The sequence below is a fragment of the Paucibacter sp. PLA-PC-4 genome (assembly GCF_026241155.1).
GTDB lineage: Bacteria > Pseudomonadota > Gammaproteobacteria > Burkholderiales > Burkholderiaceae_C > Roseateles_E.
Map to the genome: position 1 here is coordinate 166,031 of NZ_JAPFGP010000005.1, position 19,508 is coordinate 185,538.

The 19,508-nt window shown below is 67.0% G+C and carries 17 protein-coding genes; 5 read left to right on the forward strand and 12 right to left on the reverse strand.

Annotated elements, in window-relative coordinates; translation table 11 throughout:
- Positions 1–63: 63 nt before the first annotated feature.
- A complete protein-coding gene (locus OOZ63_RS09865; protein WP_137945426.1) occupies positions 64–1,107 on the reverse strand; it encodes a rod shape-determining protein in 1,044 nt (347 codons plus the stop codon).
- A 295-nt stretch (positions 1,108–1,402) separates the two neighbouring features.
- On the opposite strand from OOZ63_RS09865, the gene gatC reads away from it, so the two are divergent.
- From gatC to gatB, 3 genes are read left to right on the forward strand one after another with little or no spacing between them, the layout of a single operon-like run.
- Positions 1,403–1,702, forward strand: coding sequence for an Asp-tRNA(Asn)/Glu-tRNA(Gln) amidotransferase subunit GatC (gene gatC, locus OOZ63_RS09870; RefSeq protein WP_266005272.1), 300 nt, complete (start codon positions 1,403–1,405; stop codon positions 1,700–1,702).
- A complete protein-coding gene (gene gatA, locus OOZ63_RS09875) occupies positions 1,699–3,186 on the forward strand; it encodes an Asp-tRNA(Asn)/Glu-tRNA(Gln) amidotransferase subunit GatA (protein WP_266005273.1) in 1,488 nt (495 codons plus the stop codon). Before gatC ends, gatA begins: the two co-directional genes overlap by 4 nt.
- A gap of 1 nt (position 3,187) precedes the next feature.
- Positions 3,188–4,633 (forward strand): Asp-tRNA(Asn)/Glu-tRNA(Gln) amidotransferase subunit GatB, encoded by a 1,446-nt coding sequence (gatB, locus tag OOZ63_RS09880; protein ID WP_266005274.1) that lies wholly within the window; start codon positions 3,188–3,190, stop codon positions 4,631–4,633.
- On the opposite strand, the gene OOZ63_RS09885 is transcribed toward gatB, so the two are convergent.
- The 3 genes from OOZ63_RS09885 to OOZ63_RS09895 all read right to left on the reverse strand — a co-directional run bounded on the left by OOZ63_RS09885 (position 4,634) and on the right by OOZ63_RS09895 (position 8,290).
- Positions 4,634–5,293: a hypothetical protein gene (locus OOZ63_RS09885; protein ID WP_266005276.1), complete on the reverse strand. Its 660-nt coding sequence runs from the start codon at positions 5,291–5,293 to the stop codon at positions 4,634–4,636. It abuts the gene before it with no gap.
- Positions 5,293–5,973 carry an orotate phosphoribosyltransferase gene (gene pyrE / locus OOZ63_RS09890; RefSeq protein WP_266005277.1) on the reverse strand — a complete coding sequence of 227 codons (681 nt, stop codon included), beginning with the start codon at positions 5,971–5,973 and terminating at the stop codon, positions 5,293–5,295. The genes OOZ63_RS09885 and pyrE overlap by 1 nt, the downstream gene beginning before the upstream one ends.
- A gap of 94 nt (positions 5,974–6,067) precedes the next feature.
- The gene (locus OOZ63_RS09895) at positions 6,068–8,290 is read right to left on the reverse strand and encodes a TonB-dependent receptor (protein ID WP_266005278.1); all 2,223 of its coding nucleotides are present in this window, start codon (positions 8,288–8,290) and stop codon (positions 6,068–6,070) included.
- A 193-nt stretch (positions 8,291–8,483) separates the two neighbouring features.
- Here OOZ63_RS09895 and OOZ63_RS09900 point away from each other — a divergent pair, with 193 nt between their 5' ends.
- On the forward strand, positions 8,484–9,284 hold the full coding sequence (locus OOZ63_RS09900) for an exodeoxyribonuclease III (RefSeq protein WP_266005279.1): 801 nt from the start codon (positions 8,484–8,486) through the stop codon (positions 9,282–9,284).
- A gap of 1 nt (position 9,285) precedes the next feature.
- Here OOZ63_RS09900 and OOZ63_RS09905 read toward each other — a convergent pair whose 3' ends face one another.
- The 3 genes from OOZ63_RS09905 to OOZ63_RS09915 form a co-directional block, all read right to left on the reverse strand.
- On the reverse strand, positions 9,286–10,419 hold the full coding sequence (locus tag OOZ63_RS09905; protein ID WP_266005280.1) for an HD-GYP domain-containing protein: 1,134 nt from the start codon (positions 10,417–10,419) through the stop codon (positions 9,286–9,288).
- Positions 10,420–10,530: 111 nt separating this feature from the next.
- Positions 10,531–10,710 carry a hypothetical protein gene (locus tag OOZ63_RS09910; protein ID WP_266005281.1) on the reverse strand — a complete coding sequence of 60 codons (180 nt, stop codon included), beginning with the start codon at positions 10,708–10,710 and terminating at the stop codon, positions 10,531–10,533.
- Complete coding sequence (locus OOZ63_RS09915) at positions 10,710–12,155, reverse strand: M20/M25/M40 family metallo-hydrolase (protein WP_266005282.1); 1,446 nt, start codon at positions 12,153–12,155, stop codon at positions 10,710–10,712. The genes OOZ63_RS09910 and OOZ63_RS09915 overlap by 1 nt, the downstream gene beginning before the upstream one ends.
- A gap of 179 nt (positions 12,156–12,334) precedes the next feature.
- Here OOZ63_RS09915 and OOZ63_RS09920 point away from each other — a divergent pair, with 179 nt between their 5' ends.
- Complete coding sequence (locus OOZ63_RS09920) at positions 12,335–12,622, forward strand: 2TM domain-containing protein (protein WP_266005283.1); 288 nt, start codon at positions 12,335–12,337, stop codon at positions 12,620–12,622.
- A 12-nt stretch (positions 12,623–12,634) separates the two neighbouring features.
- On the opposite strand, the gene OOZ63_RS09925 is transcribed toward OOZ63_RS09920, so the two are convergent.
- The 5 genes from OOZ63_RS09925 to OOZ63_RS09945 all read right to left on the reverse strand — a co-directional run bounded on the left by OOZ63_RS09925 (position 12,635) and on the right by OOZ63_RS09945 (position 19,504).
- Positions 12,635–13,024 (reverse strand): YkvA family protein, encoded by a 390-nt coding sequence (locus OOZ63_RS09925; RefSeq protein WP_266005284.1) that lies wholly within the window; start codon positions 13,022–13,024, stop codon positions 12,635–12,637.
- On the reverse strand, positions 13,024–14,715 hold the full coding sequence (locus OOZ63_RS09930) for an AMP-binding protein (protein WP_266005286.1): 1,692 nt from the start codon (positions 14,713–14,715) through the stop codon (positions 13,024–13,026). The genes OOZ63_RS09925 and OOZ63_RS09930 overlap by 1 nt, the downstream gene beginning before the upstream one ends.
- Before the next feature lie 87 nt (positions 14,716–14,802).
- Positions 14,803–17,583 carry a serine/threonine-protein kinase gene (locus OOZ63_RS09935; RefSeq protein ID WP_266005287.1) on the reverse strand — a complete coding sequence of 927 codons (2,781 nt, stop codon included), beginning with the start codon at positions 17,581–17,583 and terminating at the stop codon, positions 14,803–14,805.
- Positions 17,584–17,594: 11 nt separating this feature from the next.
- Entirely contained in the window at positions 17,595–18,176 is a 582-nt protein-coding gene (locus tag OOZ63_RS09940) for an ECF-type sigma factor (protein WP_266005289.1), read from the reverse strand.
- 17 nt (positions 18,177–18,193) lie between these two features.
- Complete coding sequence (locus OOZ63_RS09945) at positions 18,194–19,504, reverse strand: tryptophan--tRNA ligase (RefSeq protein ID WP_266005290.1); 1,311 nt, start codon at positions 19,502–19,504, stop codon at positions 18,194–18,196.
- Positions 19,505–19,508 lie beyond the last annotated feature (4 nt).

The window sequence follows — 19,508 nt, forward strand, 5'->3', positions numbered from 1 at the left end:
GCAAGATGTGCAAAAGCCGGCCCCGCGTGAAGCGTGCCGGCTCGGAGCAGTTCATGGAGGCGCTTACTCCGAGGTGAAGATCGAGCCCAGGCGCTCCATGCGCTCGAGTGCCATGCCGCAACCGCGCACCACGCAGGTCAGCGGATCCTCGGCCACCAGCACCGGCAAGCCGGTTTCCTCGGCCAGCAATCGGTCCAGGTCGCGCAGCAGCGCTCCGCCGCCGGTCAGCATCATGCCGCGCTCTGCGATGTCGGCGCCCAGCTCCGGCGGCGTCTGCTCCAGCGCGTTCTTCACCGCACTGACGATCTGATTCAGCGGGTCGGTCAACGCTTCCAGGATCTCGTTGGACGAAATGGTGAAGCTGCGCGGCACACCTTCGCTGAGGTTGCGACCCTTGACTTCCATTTCCTTGACCTCAGAGCCGGGGAAGGCCGAGCCGATATTCTTCTTGATCGCCTCCGCAGTGGGCTCACCGATCAGCATGCCGTAGTTGCGGCGGATGTAGTTGATGATGGCTTCGTCGAACTTGTCGCCACCGACGCGGACCGAGCCCTTGTAGACCATGCCGCCCAGTGAGATCACGCCGACCTCCGTGGTGCCGCCGCCGATGTCAACCACCATAGAGCCGGAAGCCTCTGAGACCGGCAGGCCGGCACCGATCGCGGCGGCCATCGGCTCCTCGATCAGGTAGACCTCGGAGGCGCCGGCGCCCAGCGCGGACTCACGAATCGCGCGGCGCTCAACCTGGGTCGAGCCGCAGGGCACGCAGATGATGATCCTCGGGCTCGGCTTGAGCATCTTCGAGTCGTGCACCATCTTGATGAACTGCTTGAGCATCTGCTCGGTGACGGTGAAGTCGGCGATCACGCCATCCTTCATCGGGCGGATCGCCTCGATATTGCCGGGCACCTTGCCCAGCATGGCCTTGGCTTCGCGGCCTACGGCCTGGATGGTCTTCTTGCCGTTCGGACCGCCTTCGTGGCGGATGGCGACCACCGAGGGCTCGTCCAGCACGATGCCCTTGCCGCGCACGTAGATGAGGGTGTTGGCGGTGCCGAGGTCGATGGCGAGGTCGGTGGAGAAGTAGCGACGCAGGGAAGCGAACATGGTGTGTATGGAGCGCCAGTCAGGGCATCTGAGCCTGTGGGTGAGATCGACCTGGAGCTGGCTTGGGGCTGAGCGGTTCTGGATACGGTGCAGCCGGGGCAAAGGCTGCGCGGATTTGTTCGCACCATATGCAACGAGGCCGCTTGAACCTTGCGGCCATGCAGCCCCGTGACCATGGAGATAAGCGGAGATAATACCTGATCACCTCTGGGTTTCCTGCCCTGGCAGACCCGAGGGGACCTCAGTTTCTGACACTTACGGGCCTGGTTTTTCCCGGCCCTAAAACGTTTACCCCATGGCCCTGACCCCACAAGACGTGAGCCGCATCGCCCATCTGGCGCGGCTGGAGCTGCAAGGCGGCGAACCCGAGGCGCTGCTGACCCAGCTCAACGGTTTCTTCTCCATCGTCGAGCAGATGAGCGCGGTCGACACCAGCGGCGTCGAGCCGCTATACACGCCGCTGTCCGCCGTGCAGGACGTGGCTTTGCGCCTGCGCGAGGACGCGGTCACCGAGAGCAATCAGCGCGAGCTCAATCAGCGCAGCGCGCCGGCGGTCGAAGACGGTCTGTTCCTGGTCCCCAAGGTCATCGAATGAAAATGCTGCACACCCTGGGCGTCGCCGAACTCGGCCGGGCCCTTGCCGACAAATCGGTTTCCAGCCTCGAGATCACGCAACACCTTCTTGCACGTGTTACCTCCGCCGAGGCACTGGGGGCCTTTCTGCATGTCGATGCGCAGACGGCGCTGGCCAGCGCGAGCGCAGCTGACGCGCGCCGCGCCGCCGGCGAGGTCGGGGCGCTGCTGGGCGTGCCGCTCGCGCACAAGGACATCTTCGTCACCCGGGACATGCCCACGACGGCCGGCTCCAAGATGTTGGTCGGCTACCGCAGCCCTTTTGACGCCACCGTCGTCGCCAAGCTGAACGCGGCGGGCACTGTTTCACTGGGCAAACTCAACTGCGACGAGTTCGCGATGGGCTCGGCCAACGAAAACTCGGCCTTCAAGCCGGTGTCCAATCCCTGGGATGCTGACCGGGTGCCGGGTGGCTCCTCGGGCGGCTCGGCTGCTGCTGTGGCGGCCCGCCTTGTGCCGGCCACCACCGGCACCGACACCGGCGGATCGATCCGCCAGCCGGCCAGCTTCACCGGCATCACCGGCATCAAGCCGACCTATGGCGTCTGTTCACGCTACGGCATGATCGCCTTTGCCTCCAGCCTCGACCAAGCCGGCCCGATGGCGCGCTCGGCCGAAGACTGCGCCTTGTTGCTGTCGGCGATGAGCGGCTTCGACGAGCGCGATGCCACCAGCATCGAGCAGCCACCGCAAGACTTTCACGCACAGATGCTGGCGGCCCGCGAGGGCGCCACGGCGGCCCAGCCGCTGAAGGGCCTGCGCATCGGTCTGCCGCGCGAGTTCTTCCCGGCCGCGCTGAGCGGCGATGTCGATCGCGCGGTGCGCGCCGGTCTGGCCGAACTGGAGAAGCTCGGCGCCACGTTGGTAGACGTCAGCCTGCCCCGCACCGAGCTGGCGATTCCGGTCTACTACATCATCGCGCCGGCTGAGGCCAGCTCGAACCTCTCCCGCTTCGACGGGGTCAAGTTCGGTCACCGCGCGGCCCAGTACGACGACCTGCTGGACATGTACAAGAAGACCCGCGCACAGGGCTTCGGTGCCGAGGTCAAGCGCCGCATCATGATTGGCTCCTATGTACTGAGCCACGGCTATTACGACGCCTACTATCTGCAGGCACAGAAGCTGCGCCGCATGATCGCCGACGACTTCCAGCGCTGCTTCACGCAGTGCGATCTGATCGCCGGCCCGGTGGCGCCGACCGTCGCGTGGAAGCATGGCGAAGGCTCGGACGATCCGGTCAAGGCCTATCTGGCCGACATCTTCACCCTGCCCGGCTCGCTGGCCGGCCTGCCTGGCATGAGCGTGCCGGTGGGCCTGGGCGAGGGCGGTATGCCGGTGGGTCTGCAGCTGCTGGGCAACTACTTCAAGGAGGGTCAGCTTTTGCATGCGGCCCACGCCTTGCAGCAGGCGACCGACTGGCACCAACAAGCCCCGGCAGGAATCTGACATGACGAGCAAACTCATCCGCGGCTACGAAGTCGTGATCGGGCTGGAGAACCACGTCCAGCTGTCCACCCAATCGAAGATCTTCAGCGGCTCCTCGACGGCATTCGGCGCCGAGCCCAATACCCAGGCCTCGCCGGTGGACCTGGCCCTGCCTGGCACGCTGCCAGTCTTGAACCGCGGCGCCGTCGAGCGGGCGATCCGCCTGGGCCTGGCCGTGGGCGCGAAGATAGCGCCGCTGTCGATCTTCGCCCGCAAGAACTACTTCTACCCCGACCTGCCCAAGGGCTACCAGATCAGCCAGTACGAGATCCCAGTCGTGCAGGGCGGCAAGCTGGAGTTCTTCGTCGGCGAGAACAAGAAGGTCGTCAATCTGACCCGCGCCCACCTCGAAGAGGACGCGGGCAAGAGCCTGCACGAGGACTATCACGGTCAGAGCGGTATCGACCTGAACCGCGCCGGCACGCCGCTGCTGGAAATCGTCTCCGAACCCGATATGCGCTCCGGCGCCGAGGCCTGCGAGTACGCCAAGACCCTGCATGCGCTGGTGATGTGGCTGGGCATCTGCGACGGCAATATGCAGGAGGGCTCGTTCCGCTGCGACGTCAATGTCTCGGTACGCAAGCCCGGCGAGCCCTATGGCACGCGTCGCGAGATCAAGAACCTGAACAGCTTTCGCAACCTGCTGCAGGCGGTCGACTACGAGGTCAACTGGCAGATCGACGAGATCGAGGACGGCCGCGAGATCCAGCAGGCTACCGTGCTGTTCAACCCCGACACCGGTGAGACCAGGGCGATGCGTAGCAAGGAAGACGCGGCCGACTACCGCTACTTCCCCGACCCTGACCTGCCGCCACTGGTGATCGCGCCGGAATGGGTGGAGCGGGTGCGCGGCGAGCTGCCCGAGTTGCCGGCCGTGATGGCGGCACGCTTTCAGCAGACCGATGGCCTGCCCGCCTATGACGCCAGCCTGATGACGGCCAGCCTCGCGACAGCTCGTTTTTACGAAGCCGCTCGCGACATTTGCAAGGCGCCCAAGCTGGTGGCCAACTGGCTGCAGGGCGAGATTGCGCGTCGCCTCAATGCCGAGGAGCGCGAGATCGACAGCAGCCCGGTGAGCGCCGCGACCTTGGGCGCGCTGATTCTGCGCATCCAGGACGGCACGATCTCCAATAACTCTGCCAAGCAGGTGTTCGAAGAGCTGTGGTCCAAGGGCGGCGAGGTCGACGCCATCATCGAAGCCAAGGACCTCAAACAGTCCAATGACACAAGCGAGCTGGAGCGCATCCTCGACCAAGTGCTGGCTGCCAATCAGAAGTCGGTGGACGAGTTCCGCGCCGGCAAGGACAAGGCGTTCAACGCCCTGGTCGGTCAGGCCATGAAGGCCACCAAGGGCAAGGCCAATCCGACGGCCGTCAACGAGCTGCTGAAGAAAAAACTGGCGGGCTGATCAGTCCAGGCTGCCGGGGGGCGCCCCGGCCCAAAGCCTCTTGAGCCGCGCCAGCTCGGCGTCGAAGTTCTTGTTGATGCGCACCAGCTCTGCCTTCTGGTTCTCGATCAGTACGCGCTGCGCCTCGGCCGAAGCGTCGTTGGCATCAAGTTGCTGCTTGAGCTTGGCCGGCAAGGGCCGGCCCTTGTAGAACTCGGCCTCGTCCTGCAGCGGCTTGCGCTCGGTTGCCAGGTCCTTGATTCGGTTCTCGGACATTCGCATGCCCTTGATGACATCGTCCAGCGCGGCCTCACGGGCATGCTGGTGGGCCTCGGCACTGCGATAGCGCGTCATCAGATTGCGGTCGCGCCGCACGGCGTCGGCCTGGGCCGCCCGCTCGGCCGCCAAGCGACGCTCGCGTGCCTCATAGGCGGCCCGCTCCTCGGGCGACATCGCCGGTGGCACGATGGCACGCAGCGAGCCGTCGGCATTCAGGATGCGCTGCTCGCGGTTGTTGCAGTCGGCGATCAGCCGGTCCGAGGTCAAGCGCCGGCCATCGGCCGTGGTGCAGCTGTAAATGGCCCCGATGGATGCCGGCTTGGGCTGCGCCCAGACCAAGCCGGCCTCGGCCAGCAGCAGGGGTAGCAGCAGGGCGGCAGGGACGGGGCTAGAAGCTCGCATCAGACTCCGTATCGGTCTCGGTAGGCCTGCACCGCCGCCGAGTGGCCCGAGGCCACGACGTCGCTGGTGCTGCGCAGATACTGCAGCAAGTCCGCCAGCCCGGCAATCGAGATCACCGGCAGTTGCAATTGCTCGGACACGTACTGCACGGCCGACCAGCTCATGTCGACGCCGTTCTCCGCCGCCTTCTCTTGGCGGTCCAACGCGATCGTCACGCCACAGGGCGTGGCACCGGCGGCCTGGATCATTGCGATCGACTCGCGCACCGAGGTACCGGCGGAGATCACATCGTCGATGATCAAGACCCGACCCCGCACTGGCGCGCCGACCAGCGTGCCGCCCTCACCATGGTCCTTGGCTTCCTTGCGGTTGTAGGCAAAAGGCTTGTTGTGGCCCAGCCGTGCCAGTTCCATCGAAACGGCAGCCGCCAGGGTGATGCCCTTGTAGGCGGGGCCGAAGATCATGTCGAAAGCCAGGCCCGAGGCGATCAAGCGCTGGGCGTAGAAGCCGGCCAGCCGGCCCAGCTTGGCACCATCGTCGAACAGACCGGCATTGAAGAAATAGGGGCTCAGTCGCCCAGCCTTGGTCTTGAACTCGCCGAAACGCAGCACGCCTGCCTCGACGGCAAAGGCAACGAAATCCTGGGCCAGGGCATCGGTGGGGGCGGCAGCGGTAGTCATGGTCGGGCTTTTGGAGAATTCGCCCGCATTGTAGGGGCGCAAAAAAGCCCGGCCGCCGTGCGGCGACCGGGCTTGATCAAGCAACCCTCGGGCTTTAGAACAGGGCCTTGAACTGCACACCGTAGGTGCGCGGGTCATTGATGAAGCCGGTTAGGTTGTTGAAGTCGATGGCGCCGTTGACCACCACCTTGTCGGTGATGTTGCGCACAAAACCGGCCACCTCGTACTTGCCGTTGTCCCAGATGTAGCCGACACGCAAGCCGCCTTCGGTCAGCGGCTTGCCGGTGAACTCGACCGCCTTGTAGAGGAAGAAGTTGACCTTGGAACGGTAGGCCCAGTCGGTGTAGACATAGAACTCATTGCCGGCAGCGGTCGGCATGCTGTAGCGAGCAGTCAGGTTGGCGATCCACTTGGGCGCGTTCGGCAGCGGGTTGTCATAGATGCTGTAGTTGCCGTTGGCATCCGGCGTGCCGATCATCGTCGCGCCGCTGCCGGCCTGGGGCATGGTCAGGCTGCGGTCCTTGATCTTGGTGTCGTTGTAGCTGGTGCTCAGCGTCAGCAGCAGATTGTCGGTGGGCAGCAACTCCAGGTTCAGCTCGAAGCCTCGACCTTCGCCCTTGCTTGCATTCAGCAAGGTGTTGGTGTTGTTCGTGCCGCCGACTGCAGTGAGCTGCTGGTCCTTGACCTCATAGCTGAACAGCGTGGCCGACAGGCGGGCGCGGCGCTGCCAGAACTCGCTCTTGGCGCCCAGCTCGTACGAGGTCACGGTCTCCGGACGCGCCTTGCTCTGAGGGCCGAAACCGCTGGCCGGGTAGATCGACGCGGCGCGGAAGCCGGTGGCCACGCGCGCATAGACATTGGTCTCGGGCGTCAGCGTGTAGGTACCGGACAGATCCCAGTTGACCTTGCTGTCATTGGTACTGGCGCTGGTGCCGGCCGAGGCGTTGACCGTGCCGGTGGTGGCCAGGGTCTTCTTGTCCTTGGTGTAGCGCAGGCCGCCGCGCAGGTTCAGGTCAGGGCTGACGCGGTAGTTGAGCGAGCCGAACAAGGCCCAGGCCTTGTTGGTCTGACGCGTGCTGACCAGCGCGTCGGCCGGCGCCGCCAGGTAGTCGACGCTCTCCATCGTGTAGCGCTCGTCGAACAGATAGACACCGCCCTGCCAGCGCAGCGGGCCGCTGCCGTTGGACTCGAGACGGAGCTCCTGGCTCAGCTGGCGATGGTCCTTCAGTGCGTCCGAGGTCTCCGAGCTCCAGAACACATTGCCCTCACCGTTGAACGGGGGCGGCTGGACGAAGTTGTTGATATAGCCGGCATCGACGTCGGCACGGCTGAAGGGCTGGACCGCCTCGATTGCGGTGATCGAGTGCAGCGTAAAGCCGTCGAGCGCCCATTTGATGCGCGCGCTGCCGCCGCTGGCATGCAGGCGTTGCTCGTTCTTGCCATCGAAATAGGCCTTAGCCGGATCGAAGCCATCGACCAGGTCATTGGTGCCGGGCTTGATGACGCTGGAGCGGAACAGGCGCGGGCTGCCGTCGAGTTCGCGGTTGTGCAAATTGAACAGTGCGCTAAGGCCCTGGTTGGGCTCGTACAGCGCCTGCAGGCGAACCGCACGGTCGTTGTAGCCCTCGGTCTTCTTAGTGGCACCGGTGGCAACCTGGTTGCTCACCCAGTCATCACGGCGCTGCACCTGGGCCGACACCCGAGCCGACCAGTCGCCGCCTAGTTGCACATTGGCGGCGCCCTCGACAGTGGCGCTGCCGTAGGTGCCATAGGAAGCGCTGAAATAGCCGTCCTGCTTCTTCGATGGGCGCACCGAGTCGAACTTGACGACGCCGGCCGGCGTGTTGCGGCCGAACAGCGTGCCCTGCGGGCCGGCGATCACTTCGACCGCCTTCATGTCGAAGACCGGGAAGCCCTTGAGGATCGGGTTCTCCTGCACGACATCGTCATAAATCAGCGAGACCGGCTGCGAAGCATTGAGCCGGAAGTCGGTATTGCCATAGCCGCGCAAGTAAAAGCGCGGGAAGGCCCGGCCAAACGACGACTCGATGTTCAGGCTGGGCACGCGGCCCGACAGGAAGCGCACGTCTTGACCACCGGAGGCAAGCACATCGAGCTTTTCGCCGCTGACGCTGGAGACGGCGGTCGGCACGTCCTTGATGTTTTCGACCCGGCGCTCGGCCGTGATCGTGACAGTTTCGAGCTGGGTCTTTTCCTGGGCGAGGGCCTGGCTGGCGGGCCAGGCGGCCAGGGCCAGCGCGACCGCGATGGCGGTCGGCGCGGGCACGGGGCGGGCTTGTGCGGGGTGGTGCGACATGGGAACAACTCCAAGGGGGAAGGGAATGCTGGCTGCAGGCGGCGGGCGCCCGGAAGGACCAAGCCGCGGAATCTAGCAAGTTGGATGCCAGAATTTACTGGAAAACCCTAGTCTGTGACGGTTTTGTTGCCAAAACACCGCAGAAAGCGCCTGCGCTACAGTGGCCGTCCCTCCCTGCTACCGACCGCCATCCATGCGCCTGATCACCGCCAACCTCAACGGCATCCGCTCCGCCGCCACCAAGGGATTTTTCGACTGGTTGCCGCAGCAGAACGCCGATCTGCTGGGCGTACAGGAGGTCAAGGCCCAGCACGAACATGTAGATCAGGTCTTCTGCAGCTCGGGAGGCCTCAAAGGCCATTTCCACTACGCGCAGAAGAAGGGCTATTCGGGCGTCGGCCTGTACAGCCGGATCGAGCCCAGTGACATCATCAAGGGCTTTGGCGTGCCGGAGTTCGATGACGAAGGCCGCTGGGTCGAGTTGCGCTTTGACAAGCCTGGCCGCAAGCTCAGCATCATCAGCTGCTATTTCCCCAGCGGCTCCAGTGGCCCGGAGCGTCAGGAGGCGAAGTACCGCTTTCTCGCGGCGATGTACCCCTACCTGATGGCATTGAAGGCCGAGCGCGAGTTCATCTTGGTGGCCGATGTGAACATCGCCCACAAGCCCGCCGATCTGAAGAACTGGAAGGGCAATCTCAAGAACAGCGGCTTCTTGCCCGAGGAGCGTGCCTGGCTGGACCAGCTCTTCGGCGGCGGGCCGGACCAGGGTGGCCTGGTCGATGTCTACCGCCAGCTGCATCCCGACACCACCGACGAGTGCTACACATGGTGGAGCAACCGCGGCCAGGCCTATGCCAAGAACGTGGGCTGGCGCCTGGACTACCACTTCGCGACGGCGGGTCTCGCGGCCACCGCTCGCAGCGCGGCTATCTACAAGCAACAGAAGTTCAGCGACCATGCGCCGCTCACGATCGACTACGACTTCAGTGTTTGAATCAGTGGCCGCCGATCAGGCTGGCAATGCGCTCGTCGGACAAGCGCATCGGCATTGCCTGGGCTGACAGCAGGGCGACGACCGAATGCTCGTCGCGAGCGCTGTCGCGAGTGACTGGGCTCAGGCGGGGCTCGCCGGAAGCATTGGTCAGCGCAGCCACCAACGGGCGGTAGGCCTTGTCGCCGTTACGCACCACGATGCCGATCTCGCCCGAGGCCAGCTTGACGACGCTACCCGGCGGAAAGATGCCGAAGGCCTTGATAAGCGCGGCCGCCAGCGGGCTCTGTGCAGCCATCTGATGCAGCTCGCGGCCAGCCTGCTGGGCGCTCATCGCCGGCCGGTTGGCGCGGCTGGACAGACGGGCCGTGTAGACATCGGCAAAGCGCAGCATCTCGGCCAGCTCGCTGATGTCGGTGGCGCCGTTCGGATAGCCAGAGCCGTCGGCCAGCTCATGGTGCTTGAGCACCGCCTCGATCCAGTCAGTGTCGGTGATGCCGGCTTCGCTGAGCATCTCAGCGCTGCGGGTCGGATGTTCGTTGATAGCCTCCCGCTGCTTGGCCGTCAGCGGCGAGACCTGGGTCGACAGCCGGGCCTGCAGCTCGACCATCGCCACATTCATCGTCAGCGCCGCCTGAAAGGCGCGACGCTGTTCGGCCTCGGTCCAGCCCAGATAGCGCGCCGCCGCCTGGCAGGCGGTGGCGGCGTGGATTGAGTGGCTGACCCCGTAGTGGCCGACACCGGCCTCGGGCTGGCGCACCACTTGGGACAGGGCCACATCGGGAGAGCACTCAATCAGCGACAGCAGCAGATCGGTGGTGCTGTGAATGGCGCCCGCCAACTGTGCGATAGGCGCACCGAGCGCTTGCCGGACATCGCGGCTGCCACGGTCCCAGTCGGTGGGTAGCCGCGCCAGCCGCTGCCCCGGCGTCTCACGCCGCGCCGGCTGCACCGCCTCGGCCAGCTCCTCGACCTCGACCAGCGCGCCACGCTCGTACAGCTCCTGCAGCTGCGCCTCGTTGACGATCACCTGCCCGCGCGCCAGCAGCAGCATGCGGCTCGAGTCGCGCACGCTGAACGGCAGCGGCTGGCCGAGCACGATGCGGTTCTTGACCGAAGAGAGCGAGCAGACGCGCATGGGGGAGTGGACAAAGCGAGGCCCGCCGGGATGCGGGCCACAGTTGTAACAACTCTACATCGGCCACCACGAGGGCGACTTGAGTGCTTTGCCGGAGGGCCAGAGACTTGGTTACCTCACTTTGCATAGCTCCCGGAGCATGCCGGCGGATTCCGGGAGCTCACCCGTCGCCCGCGCCGCTTGGCCGCCCATCAAGGTGACGATCAGGCCATTGCGACGCATCTGCAGCTCGGCAGAATTGTCATGCAGCGTCCAGCTCAAACCCAACGACTGTTCAGGCAGCCAGGCCATCAAGGCTTCACGGTGGCGGAAACCGGCACCGCGGGCATCGGTCCGAATGCCATAGGGCTTTGGGCCGCCAACCACGCCATCACGGCCCAGGCCGCGACGTTTTGGCGCAGCTTGGTCGGTTCGATCTTGTCCAGCGTGTCGTTGGGCGTGTGGTGCCAATCGAAATAGTCGCTGCCGTCCTGGCTCAGCTCCAGCGCCGGCCAGTTCAGGCGTCGCATCAGCAGCGCGGCGTCCGGCCCCGGCGTGGCTTCATTGCGCTCGAGGTCCGGCGCGATGCCCAGCGGCGCGAGCTGCTGGGCGATTTGGGCCACGATGCCCACAGCTTCGGGCCGCACGCGGCTGCGCAGCCGGTAGACAAGACCTGCCCCCAGATCGCTCTCGCCGACGAACTGATGCACCTGGCTCTTGTACTTCTCGGCATAGGCCAGCGCGCCGTCGAATCCGTTCTCCTCGTTGGCGAACAGCACCACGCGCACGGTGCGGCGCGGCTTCAGCCCCTGCTCGAGCATCAGCTTGGCCGCTGCGGTGACGATACCGACGCCGGCGCCGTCGTCGAGCGCGCCAGGCCCCAGGTCCCAGCTATCCAGATGGGCGCCCAGCAGCACCACCTCCTGGGCCAGCTCAGCGCCGGGAATTTCGCCGATGACGTTGTGCGAGGTCGCGGCGATGCCGGCCTCGGCGCGTAGCACCAGGTGCATTCTGACCGGCTGGCCGTAGCGCTGCAGCCGGGAGATTAGGTCGGCGTCGGGCACCGAGACGGCCAGCGCCGGGACTTTGCTGATGCCCTCGGCATAGCGGGTCGCGCCTGTATGGGCCAGGCGGTCGCGGTCGGTGCCGATCGAGCGGATCGCCACGGCCAACGCGCCGCGCTTGGCAGCCTCGACCGTGCCCTGGGCTCGCGCCGCCACCGCGCGGCCGTAGCCGCGCGCATCGCGCGTGCGTTCGGTCTTCTGGTCGATGAAGACGATACGGCCCTTGGCTCGCTCGCTGCCGTCGGCCTTAAGCGCCTCCAGATCGGGGTAGTAGGCGATCTCGGCATGCAGGCCCTCGTTAGCCGTGGCAACGCTATTGCCTAGCGCCGTCATCACCAGCGGGTGCGGATAGGGCGCGGTGATGTGGGCATGGGCCTCGCCGCGCTTCCAGGCGCGCAGCGGCACCGGCTCGGCCCGCACGTTCGAGAAGCCCAGCGCCTTCAGCCGCGCCAGCGCCCAGTCGACCGCCCGCGCGTCGGCCAGCGAACCGGCCGGCCGGGCGCCAACCTCGGTGACCAGCGAATCGACCAGCTCATAGGCCAGACCATGATCGGCAGCCGCCGCGCGCAAGGCCACGGCGGCCTGAAGTTCGGCAGATGTAAACGACGGCGCCTCGGATCGGGCACCACCGGCCAGCAGGGTCAGCGTGGCCAGCAGCAGCCGGCACGCAGGCAATCGCAGCGAAGCCAACATTGTGTTACTCCCCCGCATATCTGTCTCGCGGCGGCGCCAAGCATAGCCGGGCCGATGCTCCGGTTGGCGCCGCCGCGGCGTCGATTCACGGCGCCGATTCACCATTCGTCGCCCGCCTCTGGCGGGGACACCCGCCGGCGCCGAAGATAAGACCCATCAACACAGACCGAGCCAACACCATGAACATCACCACCCCCAACGAGCAGGAACTGCGGGAACAGGCCAAGAAGCGCGTCGACATGAAGATGGGCTTTCTGGTGCATCTGACCGTATTCCTTGCGGTGAATCTGGGCCTGTTTGCGCTCAACAGCCTGACCGGCAGCCCGCGCTGGCATGTGTTCCCGCTGTGGGGCTGGGGCCTGGGCCTTGCCATCCACGGCCTGGTGACCCTGCTAGCACTGATGAGCGGCGGCGGCCTGCGCGAGCGCATGATGGCGGCCGAGCTGGAGCGGCTGCGCCGCCAGTGAGTGAGACTATGCTCAGGCTGGAAAGGTCCTGACCAACCACAGCGTCAGCAACCCGGCCAGCAGCAGCCAGAGGGTGATGACCGCGGCCGCAGCGGCCCAGCTCCGGGGTTTCTTCAGCAAGGCCTCGGCCCGCAGCCTGGCCCGCGCCATCACCGGCCCGGGCATATAACGTACCACCAGCCACAACCCGAACGGCACGATCAGCAGGTCGTCGAGATAGCCCAGCAGTGGGATGAAGTCCGGGATCAGGTCGATCGGGCTGAGTGCGTAGGCGGCAACGACCAGGGCCAGCAGGCGCAAAGCCCAGGGCGCGGCCGGATCGCGGGCCGCGAAATACACTGCCAGGACCTGAGACTTCAGCGCCCAGGCCCAGCGCTTGAGCAGCCCGCGGCGCCTTGCCATCAGTCCCCGAACACGATCTTCTTGCGCTTCTCGACCCACTCTTCGAAGTGCGGACCGTAGACCTCCTCGACGCGGTTGCGCTTGACCTTGAAGGTAGGGGTGATGAAACCGTTGTCGACGGTCCAGGGCGTCTTGACGACCACCAGGCAGTCGAGCTGCTCATGTGGGTCGAGCCGGGCGTTGACATCGTCAAGATGCTGATTGAGCTGCGCCATCAGCTGCTGGCGGTCGGCCTCGGTGCCGCTGCGCTCGGCGGCATCGGGCGAAAGCATCACGATGCCCAACGGCTGGCCCAGATTCGCGCCGGTGACCACACAAGCCTCGACCGCCGGGTGGGCGCCGAGCCGGTCCTCGATCGGCGAAGGCGCGACATACTTGCCCTTGCTGGTCTTGAACAGATCCTTGACCCGGCCGGTAATGCGCAGGCAGCCGTTCGCGTCCTGCTGGGCCTTGTCGCCGGTGCGCAGCCAGCCGTCCTCGGTGAAGGCCTCGCGACTGAGCTCAGGCTCCTTGTAATAGCCCACCATCAAAGCCGGGCTGCGCATCTGAAGCTCGCCGGTCTTCGGATCGAGCCGGGTATCGACACCGTCATAGGCCGGTCCTACCGTGCCTTGCTGCAAGGTGCCCGGCACGGTGATATGGGAGACCGCGAGATTCTCCGTCATTCCATAGCCTTCGTTGATGTTCAGCCCCAGCTTGCTGTACCACTGCAGCAGGGCCAGCGGCATGGGCGCAGCGCCGCCGGCGGCGATGCGACACTGATCCAGACCCAGGGCCTTCAGGATCTTGCGCCGCACCAGGCCGCCGATGAGGGGAATCGACAACAGGCGTGCGAGCTTGGCCGGCGGCATTTTGGCCTGGATGCCCTGCTGGAACTTGACCCATAGCCGCGGCACCGAGAAAAACACGGTTGGCCGGGCGCGCTGCAGATCGGCGGTGAAGGTGTCCAAGCTCTCGGCGAAGAACAGCCGCATGCCGGTGCGCAGCCACCCATGCTCGACCAGCACTCGCTCCACCACATGGGCCAGCGGCAGATAAGACAGCATGCGGTCCTCGGCATTGAGCGGGATGCGGCCCAGGCCGGCCTGCAGCGCCCAGGCAAAGGCGCCGAAGGTATGCATCACGCCCTTGGGGTTGCCGGTGGTGCCCGAGGTGTAGATCAAGGTGGCCAATTCGTCAGCCGGGCGCAGCGGCTCGCCCTGCAGCGGCTGATTGCGGGCGCAGATCGCATCCCAGCCCTCGTACGCAGCTTTCGCATCGTCCGGCGAGAGCGGATAGCTGATGGCCGGCAGTCCTGCGGGCAGCCCCGGCTTCATGCCGGCCCAGCCATCGAGCTTGCCGACGAAGCAGGCTTTGGCCTCGCTGTGATTGAGGATCTGTTTGATGGTCTCGGGCGCTAGCGTCGGGTACAGCGGCACCGAGACATAGCCGGCCATCCAGATCGCCAGATCACTCATCAGCCACCAAGCGCAGTTCTTCGACAGGATGGCCACCTTGGAGCCAGGCTCCCAGCCCTGGCTCTTCAGATGGGCGGCCATGCGGCGCGCGCCATCGGCGACTTGGGCCCAGGTGAAGTCCTGCACCTGGCCATTACCCATCGGCTGGGTCAGCGTGACGCTGGACGGACGGGTGCGCTCCCAGTGGTACAGGCGCTGCAGGGCCAGGCTGTCGGCGGGAATCGTGGTGGGCATGTGTTTGTCTCCTCTTGGGGTTTGGCGCTGAGGCTATAGGCTGGGCGCCACCCTGCCTACCGGGTTATTGCGGGGCTCGGGGTGGATTCAGAGTCGCCGCTCTAGAAAGCCCGGGGCCAGCCCGCCCTCGCCCAGCGCGCGGCGCAGCGCGTCCAGCTCATGGCCGTCAGGCAGGCCGGCGGGGCGCAGCGCGTCGGCACGAGCCAGTGCGGCCGCCGCGCCCGGTTCGCGCAGCAGCACCAGGGTGGCGGCCAAGTCCAGCTGCGCGGTCCAGGCCGCTACCTGCTGGGGCTCTGGCAGGGCGTCAAGATAAGCGATGCGTCGCTCCAGCGCGGCCCGGCTGCCGGCCAGGTCGCCGCGGGCGCGCAGCAGCTGACCGCGCAGTTGCTCGCTGCGGCTGCGCAGTGCGGTGCTGGTCTGCAGCACCGGATCGGCCTGCGCCAGCGTGAGCGCGCGGTCGGCCAGGGCCAGGTCTTGCCCTAGCAGACCGACCCGTAGCATGGCCAGGCAGGCCTCGACCCGCGCAGGTCCGCTGACGGCTGGGGTCGCGCCGATCTCCTCCAGCAGCGCCCCCGCCTGCGTACGCAGCGCAGCGTTCACCGGTGCGGCCATGGCCCGGGCCTGCAGCAGCGCGGCTTGCTGCGGCAGGCGCAGGGTCGGGTGCTCGACAGCGGCGGCGCTCAGACTGGATTGGATCTGCTCGTGCAGCTGCAACGCACGGCCGTGCTCGCCGCGGTCGGCGTAGTAGCGCGCCAGCTCGGCCCGCATACCGGCGGCCATATCGTTGCCGGGCCCCAGCAGCGCCTCCATCTCGCCCAGCAGCGCGCTCGCGCGCGCCTCGATCCCGGCGTACTTGGCCCGGCGGATCTGCACGGCCAGCAGATTGCGCCGCAGCACCAGCACGAAGCGGGCATAGCGCGGCTGCGCCGTGGCCCAGCGCGGCTCGGTGGCTAGCAGCAATGCCTCGGCCTCGGCCAACCGGCCCTGGGCGACGCGCAGGCCCTGCACATAGTTGTCGAAGAACATGTGCTCGAACTCGCTGGGCTTGTAGAGCTCCTCGACGATAGGTCGGGCACGCGCCAGCGCCTGCTCGGCCTCGTCGAGCCGGCCCACGCGCGAGTAAGCCACGCCCAATAGGTAGAGCGCTGCGGAGTGCGGGTGCGAGACCTCGCCGTGGCGCGCGATCAGGTCGGCCTGCAACGGTTCGACCAGGGCGATCACTTTGGCCGGCGAGCCCTGCGAGGTGTAGATGCGCGCCAGGCCCATGCGGGCATTCAGTGTGCGCTCGTCTTCGCTGCCGAAATGCTGCTGCGCATGCTCGATGAGCTGCTGAGCCAGCGGGATTGCGATGTCGTAGCGGTTCAGATCGCGGTAGGTGCCGATCAACACATCAAGCAGCCGCGCCCGCGTCGCCGGGTCGTCGGCGAACTTATCGCCCAGCTCGGCGCGGCTTCTCTCCAGCAGTTCCAGCACCGTGGGCGGGCGGCCGCCATGGCGGTCGGGGTTGGCCGAGGCCAGCAGCTCGGTCAGATAGCGGGTCACCTGCTCGGACTGGCGCGCCGCGGCCTCGGCGCGCTGCCATTGCCACAGGCTGATCGCCAGGCCGGCGCTGAGGCTGGCGCCCAGCAGCAGCGCGGCAATAGCCAGCTTGGCGTGGCGGCGTAGCCAGAGCCGGCTGCGATGGCGCCAGTCGTCCCGGCGCGCACTGACCGGGCGGTGCTCCAGCCAGCGCTGCAGATCGTCGATGAACGCGCCGACGCTGCCGTAGCGCTGGCCCGGCTGCTTGCGCATGGCCTTCGCCGCCACCGCCTCCAGATCGCCCCGGGTGCGCTCGAAGTCGGGCGGCCGGCCCGGCCCTGGCCGTTGGCCCTCGGGCGGCAGCGTGCTGCGCGACAGCCGTGCCGGCTCGGTGTGCAGCACCGCATGTTCGAGCGCGGTACGCGAGCCGCCGGTCTGGCCGAAGGGCAGCACGCCGCTGAGCAGCTCGTACAGCATCACGCCCAGCGAGTAGACATCGGCCGCGACCCCGATGGCCGCGCCGGTGATCTGCTCGGGCGCGGCATAGGCGGGTGTCAGGCGGCGGCCGGCCTGGCGGGTCAGCTGGCTGTCGGTGCTGGAGCCCTTGTCGTCGAGCAGGCCGGCGATGCCGAAGTCCAGCAGCTTCGGGCTGCCCTCGGCCGTCACCATCACATTGCTGGGCTTGAGGTCGCGGTGCACGATCAGCTGCGCATGGGCATGCTCGACCGCCCGCGCCACCCCCAGCAGCAGCCGCACCCGCTCGGCCACCAGCAGCCGGGCCTGGCGCACATGCTCGCTGAGCGTCAGCCCCGCCACATGCTCCAGCACCAGATAGGCGCGGCCGCCACCGACCTGGGGCTGGACACCAGCGTCCAGCAAGCGCGCAATGCCCGGGTGGGTCAGCCGCGCCAGCACGGCACGCTCGCGAGCGAAGCGCTCAGCCAGGCCCGGCGCCGAGACATCGTCGCGCAAGAGCTTGATTGCGACCTGGGCCTGGTAAAGCCCGTCGGCACGCTCGGCAAGCCAGACCTCGCCCATGCCGCCCTCGCCCAGCTTGGACACCAAGCGCCAGGGGCCCAACCGCTCACCGGTTGCGGCACGGCCGCCACCGGGCTCGGCCGCCAGCGCCCGAGCCAGGCGCTGCTGAAAGCTCTCGGCCGGCGCGGCCGCTACGGATGGGTCTGCCTCAGCGGCCTGGTCGGCCGAGGCCAGCATGCGCGCAAGGCGCTCGGCGAGCTCCGGCTCCTGCGCCCGCAGCGCGGCGAGCCGGGCGGCGCGCTCAGCCGGGCCCACCTCGACCAGCTCATCAAAGCTGGCCGAAAGGCGCTGCCATTGATCGCGCGCCAGCATCCGACGAGCCCTCAGCGGAGAGTGCCGGCAGCGTCGCCCAGCAGCTCCTGCAGCAGAGCCCGCGCCTTGATCAGCTCGCGGTTGACAGTACGGCTGGACGTGCCGCGCAGCAGCGCCACCTCGGCAATCGTCAGGCCGGCAAAGCTGAGCATCTCGATCAGCTCGTACAGCCCCTGATCCAGCACCTGCATGCGCGCAAGCGCGCGGTCCAGCGCGATCAGGTCCACCATCTCGCTGCTCACCGCCGCCACCTGCTCGGCGGCCGACAAGGTCACCATGACCGCATCGCCGCCGCGCTTGTCGCGCCCCTCGGCGCGCACGTGGTCGATCACCACCGAGCGCAGCACCCTGCCAACATAGGCGAAGAACTGGCCGCGCGAAGCGCCCTGCAAGCCCTCCTGCTCGGCGATACGCAGGAAGCCCTCGTGCACCAGGGCCGTGGTGTTGAGTCCGACGACCCGGCCCGATTGCGCCAGCCGCTGCCGCGCCACCCGCTTGATCTCCGGGTAAAGCGTCGCGTAGAGCCGCTGCAGCGCCTGGGCATCGCCGCCCGAGCAATCCACCAGCAACTGCGTGATCGCGCCCTGGCTCATCGCACGCTCCGCCTTGCTTACTCAGCGGCGGCCGCAGCGGCCAGCGCGTCCAAGGCCTCTTCCAGCACCCCCGCCGCGAGCCCGGCGGCGCGCTCCACCGGTGCCTGCGCCAGCGCGGCCGCGCCTTCACGCTTGAGCCGCGCCACCCACTGGCCGGCCTCGCGCCCTTGCGCAAAGCCGCTGCTTTGCAGGAGCAGGCCCCCATCGGCGGCATTGAGCTTGAAGTAGAACTGGCCGTCAGCCTCGCGGTACTGCTTAAACACCGGGAGGGCCGATTTCGCCTTGGCCGCCGCTTGCACCGGCGCAGCCAGCGGCCGGAAGCGGCGCAGGCCCACCGCCTCGCGCAGGCGCTGCAGCAGCGGCGCGGCCTGGGCTCGCGCCTTGGCCGCACCGGCCATCAGCACCGCCTCGATCTGCTCGGGGTGCGCCATCAAGGCCTCGTAGCGTGCGCGCATCGGACCGATCTCGGCGTCGATGAGCTCAAACAGCTGCTGCTTGGCCTCGCCCCAGGCCAGGCCGGCGCGCAGCGCCTCGCGAAAGGCCTGACGCTGCGCGGGGGTCGCGAAGGCGTCAAAGATCTGCACCAAATGCGAACCCTCGGGCTCCTTGGGCTCGCCAGGCAAGCGCGAGTCGGTGACGATGCGGGCAATGGCCTCGCGCAGTCCCTTGGCCCCACCCTCGAACAGCGGGATCACGTTGTCATAGCTTTTGCTCATCTTGCGGCCGTCCAGGCCGGGCAGCAGCTCCATCTCCTCGTCGATGCTGGCCTCGGGCAGCACGAAGAAGTCCTCGCCGCCGCCGAAGAGATGGTTGAAGCGTTGGGCAACATCGCGGGCCATCTCGATGTGCTGGGCCTGGTCCTTGCCGACCGGCACGCGGTGGGCGTTGAACATCAGGATGTCGGCAGCCATCAGGATGGGGTAGCTGTACAAGCCCATCGTGATGCCGGCATCGGCATCCTCGCCTGCCGCCACATTGGCGTCCACCGCGCCCTTGTAGGCATGGGCACGGTTCATCTGGCCCTTGGAGGTGACGCAGGTCAGCAGCCAAGTCAGCTCGGGAATCTCGGGGATATCGCTCTGGCGGTAGAAAGTCACGCGCTCGGTGTCCAGGCCTGCGGCCAGCCAGGTGGCGGCTATCTGCAGGCGCGAGGCCTCGATGCGGCCGGGCTCGTCGCACTTGATCAGCGCGTGGTAGTCCGCCATGAAGAAAAAGCTCTCGGCGCCGGTCTCACGGCTGGCGGCGATGGCGCGGCGCACCGCGCCGACATAGTTGCCGAGATGCAGGGTGCCGGTGGTGGTGATGCCGGTCAGAACGCGCAGGGTCATGGTG

What these genes read in the sequence shown, in the direction of transcription:
- OOZ63_RS09885 (WP_266005276.1), bottom strand. Translation starts at nt 5,293, where the DNA reads ATGCGAGCTTCTAGCCCCGTCCCTGCCGCCCTGCTGCTACCCCTGCTG.
- OOZ63_RS09905 (WP_266005280.1), bottom strand. Translation starts at nt 10,419, where the DNA reads ATGCGCGTCTGCTCGCTCTCTTCGGTCAAGAACCGCATCGTGCTCGGC.
- OOZ63_RS09865 (WP_137945426.1), bottom strand. Translation starts at nt 1,107, where the DNA reads ATGTTCGCTTCCCTGCGTCGCTACTTCTCCACCGACCTCGCCATCGAC.
- OOZ63_RS09910 (WP_266005281.1), bottom strand. Translation starts at nt 10,710, where the DNA reads ATGGCCTGGCTGCCTGAACAGTCGTTGGGTTTGAGCTGGACGCTGCAT.
- gatB (WP_266005274.1), top strand. Translation starts at nt 3,188, where the DNA reads ATGACGAGCAAACTCATCCGCGGCTACGAAGTCGTGATCGGGCTGGAG.
- OOZ63_RS09920 (WP_266005283.1), top strand. Translation starts at nt 12,335, where the DNA reads ATGAACATCACCACCCCCAACGAGCAGGAACTGCGGGAACAGGCCAAG.
- OOZ63_RS09935 (WP_266005287.1), bottom strand. Translation starts at nt 17,583, where the DNA reads ATGCTGGCGCGCGATCAATGGCAGCGCCTTTCGGCCAGCTTTGATGAG.
- gatA (WP_266005273.1), top strand. Translation starts at nt 1,699, where the DNA reads ATGAAAATGCTGCACACCCTGGGCGTCGCCGAACTCGGCCGGGCCCTT.
- OOZ63_RS09930 (WP_266005286.1), bottom strand. Translation starts at nt 14,715, where the DNA reads ATGCCCACCACGATTCCCGCCGACAGCCTGGCCCTGCAGCGCCTGTAC.
- OOZ63_RS09940 (WP_266005289.1), bottom strand. Translation starts at nt 18,176, where the DNA reads ATGAGCCAGGGCGCGATCACGCAGTTGCTGGTGGATTGCTCGGGCGGC.
- OOZ63_RS09900 (WP_266005279.1), top strand. Translation starts at nt 8,484, where the DNA reads ATGCGCCTGATCACCGCCAACCTCAACGGCATCCGCTCCGCCGCCACC.
- OOZ63_RS09895 (WP_266005278.1), bottom strand. Translation starts at nt 8,290, where the DNA reads ATGTCGCACCACCCCGCACAAGCCCGCCCCGTGCCCGCGCCGACCGCC.
- OOZ63_RS09915 (WP_266005282.1), bottom strand. Translation starts at nt 12,155, where the DNA reads ATGTTGGCTTCGCTGCGATTGCCTGCGTGCCGGCTGCTGCTGGCCACG.
- pyrE (WP_266005277.1), bottom strand. Translation starts at nt 5,973, where the DNA reads ATGACTACCGCTGCCGCCCCCACCGATGCCCTGGCCCAGGATTTCGTT.
- gatC (WP_266005272.1), top strand. Translation starts at nt 1,403, where the DNA reads ATGGCCCTGACCCCACAAGACGTGAGCCGCATCGCCCATCTGGCGCGG.
- OOZ63_RS09925 (WP_266005284.1), bottom strand. Translation starts at nt 13,024, where the DNA reads ATGGCAAGGCGCCGCGGGCTGCTCAAGCGCTGGGCCTGGGCGCTGAAG.
- OOZ63_RS09945 (WP_266005290.1), bottom strand. Translation starts at nt 19,504, where the DNA reads ATGACCCTGCGCGTTCTGACCGGCATCACCACCACCGGCACCCTGCAT.